The sequence below is a fragment of the Sphingomonas sp. Leaf407 genome (genome assembly GCF_001425385.1).
GTDB lineage: Bacteria > Pseudomonadota > Alphaproteobacteria > Sphingomonadales > Sphingomonadaceae > Sphingomonas.
Window position 1 is genome coordinate 405,208 of sequence record NZ_LMQO01000004.1, and the last position, 8,092, is coordinate 413,299.

The window sequence follows — 8,092 nt, forward strand, 5'->3', positions numbered from 1 at the left end:
GAAAACCCTACTTCCCCACCTCCAGCGTCGCGACCGGGACCATGCCGTCGCGGGCATTACGGTTGCCGCCCTTCTGGAAATCGAGATCGGCGTCGACCATCACCTGCTGCTCGGTCGGGCGGGCATAGTTGCGGTACAGGCGCACCAGCACATGGCCAGCACCATTGGGGTTGATCCGGTCGGCGTCGAACCCGTTGATCGCGACGCCGTAGCGACCGGCCGGCGCACGGCGCAGCGCATATTCCTCCGGCCCATAGCCATCGGTCATGTCGTTGGTGATGACGCCGCCGATCGCGCTCAACGGATGGCTGTACATCACCCGCTCGCCGCCGGGCTCGCTGACCCACAGGTCGATGTCGGCATCGTCGGCGGTCCAGCCGATCACGATCCGCGCGTCCATGTCGAGCCGCCCGCGCAGGCGGGGGTCGAGCTGCCAGCGGCCGCCCGCCGCCTCGATCGCCGGGATCAGCGCATTGGCCTCTTCGAGCGCCACGACCTCGATCCCGTCGAAGTCGCTCGACGCGGGGTCGAGCGCCACCTGCGTCAGCAGCGTGAAAGCGCGTTCGAGGTCGGCGCGGCCGCGCTTGCCCGCCGCCTTGCCCCGCGCGGCGAGCGCCAGCGCGAGGTCGCGGCGCGGTTGCGGACGCAGCGTGTCGATCGCGCCGGCCAGCCGCTCGGCCAGTTCGACCGCGCGGTCGTGCGATCCATCGCGTTCGAGGCGGAAGGCGACGATCTGGCGCGTCTCGTCGTCGGCCAGCGGCAGATCGAGCGCGGAGAGCAGCAGCAGGTCGGCGAGCGCGGCGTCGCCCTTGGCCCGGAACCAGTCGGCGACGTCAAGATAGAAGCCGGGCGTGTCGCCATAGGCGCGCTCCTGCGCCGCCAGCACGCCCAGCCGCGCGGCGGGCGCGGCGGCGGCGAGCGCGGCGATATGCGGCTTGCCCGAGGCGCGTTCGGCGAGGTCGATCGTCATGGCCCGATCGCGGGCGGGTGCGCGGCGTTGCAGCCCGTCGCTGACGCGCGAACCGGTGACGACGATGTTGCCTACGTCCTCGGCGACAACGACTGTCGGCGCGGGAACGCTCACGACCGGCGGCGGCGCTGCCATCGGTGCGGGCGGCGGCGGGGGCGGCGGCACCATTTCGGGTGGCGGGGGCGGCGCATAGGCCGGCAGCGGGCCGGGGCGGCGCTTGGCCATTTCGACCGGGAACTGCCCGGACCACCAGCGGCGGCGGTCGGCCCAGCGTTCCAGCACCTCGTCGAACCGGCTGGCGCGGTCGGTCGCCGCATCCTTGATCGCCGCCGCCTTTTGCGCGCGATAGTCGGCCATCCAGTCGACGGCGAAGCCCGGTGGCGGGGCAAGGTCGGCGGTGAGATATTGCTCGGGGCGTTCGAGGACGAGGAACGACAGGCCGGCGGTCGCCACGCCATAGCGGCGCGCAGTGGCGGTCATCGCGTCGGTCTGCGCCGGATCGGTCGCGAGCGCGGCGACCTGGTCGACCGCCCATAGCGCGGCGGGGGCGTTGCCCGCCGTGCCGCCCGACACGGCATAGCGGCGGCGGGTGCCGTCGCCGAAGGTGACTTCGAGCTTGCCGTCGGCCGGGGCCGGTCCGGCGAACGCGATACGGCCGGGCGCGGCGGGCAAGACGATGGTGTCGAGCATCATGCCCCGGCCGTCGGTGATGCGGCGGACGGCTTGTGGCACGAGCAGCGCGCGGGCGGCGGCGGCATCGTCGCTGTCGGCGCGGACCACGCTGCCCCCGGTCGGGCGCACGAGGCGGGCGAGGCGCGCCATGTCCGCCCCGGCCGATCCGGTCAGCGCGGCGAGCGGGCAGTCGGGGACAAAGGCGGCGGCGCGATCGATCGTGATCGCACCGTCGAACACCAGCACGCAGCGGGTGGCGGCGGGGAGCTTCATCGCGGCAAGACCCGCAAGCGAACTGCCGCCGCGATAGACGGTCGCGGTCAGCGCGCGGCGCAGCGCGGCGGCGTCCGCCACCACCTGATAACGGGGCGCGTCGCTGGCGAAGGTGACGAGGTCGATCACGTCGGGCGCGGTCGTGTCGACCAGCCGGACCAGCGTGGCGATCTCGGCATCGGGGGCGCCGTCACGGTGCGAACGCGAGCGGTCCCAATAGATCCGCAGCCGTCCCCCGCGCGTCGGCGCGGGCGGCGGCGGCGGCGCGGCATCGGCAAGGGTGAAGAAGCGTTCGCCATTGGTGTGGGTGGCGAGCAGCGCGGCCGGGGCGAGCGTCCCGCCGGTAACGCTCAGCCCGCTGCGCAGCGGACGGCCGGTCCGGGTGATGGTGCCGTCCGCTGCCACCGCCTCTCCATCGAAGCGGATCGTCGGCGAGGTGGCATAGCCGGTGGCGGCGACGGTCAGCGCTACCCGCTCGATCGCGCGGTCGCGCAGCAACGGCAGGTCGAGGCCGCGTGCCGGATCATAGGGCAGCGCCAGCGTCAGGCGGAAGCGGCGCGGATGGTCGCGGTCGACCGGAAAGATGCGGGTGGCGAAGCGGTTGCCGGTCACTTCGGCAAGGCCGGGGTCGATGCCGGCGCGGACGGTATCGGCATAGACTTCGCGGGCACGGGGGGCGGCGAGCAACTGCCCGGGGATCATCCGCCCGCCGACGTCGAGCGCATAGCCGGTGACGATCGCCCCGTCGGGCAGACGCAGCACCAGATCGGCCTCGTGCGGTTGCGGCGCATCGGTGCGCAGCAGCATCTCCAGCGTCAGTTCGGCGACGGGGCCGGCGAGCTTCGCGTCGATCGCGAGATCGGCGATGGTGAGCCGGGTCGCCTCGGCCGGGGTGTCGGACTGGCGGATGCCGCGCTCGGCTTCGCTGAGGCTGGGGTTGAGCTGCGCCATCGCCGGGCTGGTGGCGAGGATCGCCGCCAGCATCCCGACCAGCATTGTGCGTGCCATGCCCTGCCCCTGTCCTTGTTTGGCGGGAGGGTAGGGCGAGACCAAGCGTGGGGCAAGGCGCGCCGGGCGAGGCATAGCGAAGCTATGCCGAGCCGCACGAGGCGCGCCCGGCCGGCGGCGCTACCAGCGCCGTCCGACGACACGGGCTTCGCCCGTGGCGGGGCCTGGGCCGGAAACGACGTACTCTCGTAACCTGCCCCCCTCCCTGACAAGGGAGGGGGGCAGGTTGTGGAGCGCTTGCGGTTCCTCGCGGGCCGACCCACCCCCGGCCCCTCCCTTGTCAGGGGGGGAGGAACAGGAGCCACGCCGTCAGCGTGTATGGATTCCGGCCTTCGCCGGAATGACGATGGAGGCGGGGTTGGGGGCATCCCCCTTACCGCCTTGTTTCCGCCCGAAGGAGGGGGGAACGGAGCGCTACGCCCGCAAATTCCCCCCAAAGTTTACAAAGTTTACACTTGCGACGCGATTGTTAAGAACCGTTCGCAGGTACGACTGCGATCATCGACGGAATCAAATGCACCGGCCGGCCACCGGCCCACTACCACCATCGCCGATCGCGCGCCTGTAGGACAGGCTCAGGCTACCGCCCCGCCCCCCGCGCAATTCCGCAGCGCCGTGACCAGCGCATGTGGCGTGCTGGGCTTTTCGCAGATGGTGGCGCCGGGATAGCGGTGGCGCAGTTCGGCGTCGTCGGCATGGCCCGAATGAAAGATCAGCGGGATGCCGCGATCGTACAGCCGGTCGGCGGCGGGAAAGACGGTGCCGTCGGGCAGTTGCACGTCGAGCAGCGCGACGGCGAAACGCGCCTTGGCCTGATCGATCGCGGCCTGCGCCTCGGCGACGCTGCTGCACGGCCCCTCGACCGCGAAGCCCGCGTCCTCGATCGTCATCTGCAGGTCGAGCGCGATGAACAGCTCGTCCTCGACGAGCAGCACCAGCCTATCCATGGGCGACGATGTCCCGGGGCAGGCGGATCGTCAGGCGATAGCCGTTCGCATCCGCCCTGCCGTCGATCGCGCCGCGCAACTGGCGGATGCTGGTTTCCACCAGTATCGACCCGAAGCCACGGCGCGGCATGGCGTCGTCCTCGCGGCGGCTGGCCCCTTCTTCGGTCCACATGATCTCGATCCTGTCGTCGTCCAGTGCCCATGCGACTCGCAGGCTGCCCCCCGCCGTGTCGCCCAGCGCACCATATTTCATCGAATTGGTTGCCCATTCGTGCAGCACCAACGCAAGCGGCGACAAACAGGTCCGGTCGAGTTCGGCCGCCGGCCCGTCGATGGCGATCGTGGCATGGTCGCGATAGGGCGCGAGCGTCGCCTCGACCAGTTCCTTCAGCCCCACCGCCTGCGGCTTGCCGGCGGGCGAGGCGAGCGAATGCGCGCGACCCAGCGCGGCGATGCGGTGGCGGATGTCGTTCGCGAAGGCGGGCACGTCGCTCTGGTTGCGCGCGGCGATGGTAATCATGCCGGCGATCACCGCGAACAGGTTCTTTACCCGGTGGTTCATCTCGCGCAGCATCAGCTCGCGGGTTTCGGCCAGCGCATATTCGGGCGTCACGTCGATCGACACGCCGACGAGGCGCGCCGGGCTGCTGCCGGCGATCACCCGGCCGAATCCCTTGACCCAGCGGACCTCGTCCCCCTCGCGCCGGACGCGGAAGGTCGCCTCGTAATCGCCGTTGCGCTCGACCGCGCGGCGCAATGCCGCCTCGACGCCGGCCCGGTCCTCGGGCTCGATCCGGGCGAGCAGCGGATCGATCCGCGTCGCGTCGCCGCCGGCGATCTCGAACAACTGCTGTTCGACCGCGTCGAGCACCGTCTCGCCCGTCTCGGGGCAATATTCCCACACGCCGATCCCCGCCGCCTTGATCGCGAGGTCGAGCCGCTCCCGCTCCGAGGCGAGTTGCCGTTCGAGCGAAAGCGCGTCGGTGATATCGGTAAGGACGAGGGTGGTGCCGTCGACCAGCCCGCTCTGGGTGCGATAGGGCAGCACGCGCATCGAGAAGACATGCGCGCCATCGGCGGTGCTCACGCGGCGCTGCACCGCCGGCGCGCCGCCCGCGACCGCGCGGGCATCGTCGAGGTGGCCGGTGCCGGTCAGCCGGCTGGCGACGTCGGTCAGCGGGCGCCCGCGATCGGCGGGTTTCAGCGGGAAGATGGCGGTCGCCGCCTCGGTATAGCTGCGCACCTTCAGATCGGCGTCGAGCACCACCACCGCCAGCTCGGTCGACTGGTAGAAGTTGCGCAGGTCCGAATTGGCGACGGTAAGCTGGTCGACCTTGCTCTTCAGTTCGTCGTTGACCGTGGACAGCTCTTCGTTGGTCGATTGCAGCTCCTCGTTCATCGACATCATTTCTTCGTTGGAGCTTTTCAGCTCCTCGTTCGCCGTCTCCAGCTCCTCGATCGCGGCGCGCAGGCGGTGGCGGGTCAGGCGCAGCTCGTCCTCCAGCGCCTCCATATGATCGTCGCTGGGTTCGAGGTCGTGCAGCTCGCCCTCGTCGACCGGGCGGAACGGTCCGGTGTCGCGGAACACGAACAGCAAGGTGCCGTCGCCCAGCGGATCGCAGATCACTTCGATCGGCTGGATGCCGTAATCGGTTTCGACCGCAACATCGCGCACGATCGCGCGGCGGCGTTCCTCGCGCGCCTGGCGCAGCAGCGGGCCGATGACGGTGCGCAGGCCGGGCCGGGCAAGGTTCACCGCGCTGCTGCCGCCGGTGCGCGTCACCGGAAATTCGAAATAGCGGCTGAGCTTGCCATAGGCCGAGATGATCGCCCCGTCCTGATCGACGATCAGGCTGGGCGGGGCATAGCGTTCGACCATGCGGCGGATCGCCAGCACTTCGTTGCTGAGCGCGCTCCCGCCGCCGGCCCCCGCGCGTTCGCGGCGCGGCGGGTGGGTCCGGCCGTTGCCGGGCAGGTCGATCGGATAATTGGGCGCGCCGGGCGCGCGTTCGAACAGCCGCGCGGGCTGATCGATCGGTTGAAAGAGATGCTCGAACCGGCCGACGCTTTCGGAGGGGCCGAGGAACAGATAGCCGCCGGGGCGCAGCGCGTAATGGAGCAGCGGCACCACCGATTGCTGCAACCGGTCGTCGAAATAGATCAGCAGGTTGCGACACGACACCAGATCGATCCGCGAGAACGGCGGGTCCTTCACCAGACTGTGGCTGGAAAAGCGGATCATGTCGCGAATCGGCGCGGCGATGGTGAAACGATCGGTATGCGGAACGGTATAGCGTTCGCGCAGGTCGGCCGGAATATCAGCCATGGCGGAGAGCGGGTAGCTGCCGTCGCGCGCCAGCCCCAGCATCTGTTCGTCGATGTCGGTCGCGAAGATCTGCACCGCCAGCGGCTGTCCGGTGGTGCGTGCGGCATCGGCGAACAGCATGGCGATGGTATAGGCTTCCTCGCCGCTCGAACAGCCCGGGATCCAGATGCGCAGGTCGTCGTCAGCGGCGCGGTTCTGCGTCAGCGGCTTGACGACCTGTTCGTTCAGGACCGCGAACGCCTCGCCATCGCGGAAGAAACGGGTGACGTTGATGAGCAGGTCGCGGAACAGCGCCTCGCACTCGTCGGCGTCGCCGCGGATGCGGTTGAGATAGGCACGGCCGGTGGCGATGCCCAGCACGTGCATCCGCCGTTCGACCCGGCGGACGAAGGTCGATCGTTTATAGCCCGAAAAGTCGTGGCCGATCGCGCCGCGCAGCACGCGGCACAGTTCGTCGACATGATCGGCGACGATCTCGGCCTGCGCCTCGTCCCCCTCGCGGCCGCGCCGCTGGAAAAAGCCCTGCAGGCATTCGAGGATGTCGCCAGCGGGGCGGACGAAATCGATCAGGCCGGTGCCAACCGCCGATAGCGGCATGCCGTCGTAGCGCGCGCTTTCGGGCTGCTGCACCACGCAGACGCCGCCATTCTCCTTGATCGCGCGCAGGCCCGTGGTGCCATCGGCGCCGGTGCCCGACAGGATGACGCAGGCGGCGTTCGCCTGCTGGTCGCCGGCCAGCGACTGGAAGAAATCGTCGATCGGGCGGCGCAGCCCGCGCGGCTGCTGAAATTCGGTGAGTTCGAGCACGCCGTCGCGAATGGCGAGGCCGCGCCCGGGGGGAATGATATAGACCTTGTCGGCCTCGATCCGCTCGCCGCCGGCGCTTTGCAGCACTTCGAGCACGGTGTTGCGGTCGAGGAGCTGCGCCAGCATGCTTTCGTGATTGGGATCGAGATGCTGGACGATCACGAAGGCCAGCCCGGTCGGCAGCCGCGCCGGGGCGAGCATGTCGCGCAGCGCCTCCAAGCCGCCCGCTGACGCGCCGATCCCGACGATGGGCACCGCCCCGGTGCCGTCAGCCATGATGGTCGACGTCCAGTCCGGCAAGCATCAGCTTGGCCTGGGCCACGGTGGCGGCGGTGTTGGCGATGGTCAGCAGCGTTCCTTCGATCAGAATGCCCGCATCCTCGGCGATCGGCATCAGCCGGTCGAGCGTCCGGCCGAGCGCTGCGTCATAGTCGGCCAGCAACCCGCCCTGCGACCGGCTGACGTCGAACTGCGAGGCGAGGATATAGTCGTGGACCCCGTCCTGCGATTTCAGCCGCGACATATAGAGTAGGTTGACGAACGGCGTGCCGTCCTTGCGAAAATTGACGATCGGCGTGCGGACATTCGCTTGGCGCGGATGGGTAAGAAACTCGCGCAAGCGGGCGCGGGGTTCGGCGTTGGCCGCGTCGCGCTGGAGCATGCGGCAGTTCCGCCCGACCACGTCGTCGGGCGCATAGCCGGTCAGCGCGGTGAACGCGGGGTTGACCAGCAGCAGCGCATTGTCCTCCCGCGCGCACGCCAGCGCCAGTGCGACCCGCGAGGCAAGCGCATAGTCGACCAACGATCGTGGAAGCTCGGGGGACACGCTTGCTCCGATCCTAAACAGCGTTCCGGGTTAGCCGCAAAGCCGCCTGCTCTACAAGGGCGGTGGCCGCGATTGGCCGGATCGGCGCGGCGACGGTACGAAAGCTGGCGCATTTTGGCCGAAACGCAAAAAAGCCCCCACGGAAAATTCCGAAGAGGCGTTGTAGTTTTGGTTGCGGGGACAGGATTTGAACCTGTGACCTTCAGGTTATGAGCCTGACGAGCTACCGGGCTGCTCCACCCCGCGACACCTTGTTCGCCGTT

The 8,092-nt window shown here is 69.6% G+C and carries 4 protein-coding genes and 1 tRNA gene; all 5 read right to left on the reverse strand.

What is annotated here, in order from left to right:
- Nucleotides 1–7: 7 nt before the first annotated feature.
- Nucleotides 8–2,923 (reverse strand): VIT domain-containing protein, encoded by a 2,916-nt coding sequence (locus tag ASG37_RS14075; protein WP_162233479.1) that lies wholly within the window; start codon nt 2,921–2,923, stop codon nt 8–10.
- A 575-nt stretch (nt 2,924–3,498) separates the two neighbouring features.
- Nucleotides 3,499–3,870, reverse strand: a complete 372-nt coding sequence (locus tag ASG37_RS14080; protein ID WP_055761488.1) for a response regulator — start codon at nt 3,868–3,870, stop codon at nt 3,499–3,501.
- Entirely contained in the window at nt 3,863–7,279 is a 3,417-nt protein-coding gene (locus tag ASG37_RS14085) for a CheR family methyltransferase (RefSeq protein WP_055761491.1), read from the reverse strand. The genes ASG37_RS14080 and ASG37_RS14085 overlap by 8 nt, the downstream gene beginning before the upstream one ends.
- Nucleotides 7,272–7,805, reverse strand: a complete 534-nt coding sequence (locus tag ASG37_RS14090) for a PAS domain-containing protein (protein WP_235525248.1) — start codon at nt 7,803–7,805, stop codon at nt 7,272–7,274. Before ASG37_RS14090 ends, ASG37_RS14085 begins: the two co-directional genes overlap by 8 nt.
- A 193-nt stretch (nt 7,806–7,998) precedes the next feature.
- A tRNA-Met gene (locus tag ASG37_RS14095) sits at nt 7,999–8,075 on the reverse strand.
- Nucleotides 8,076–8,092 lie beyond the last annotated feature (17 nt).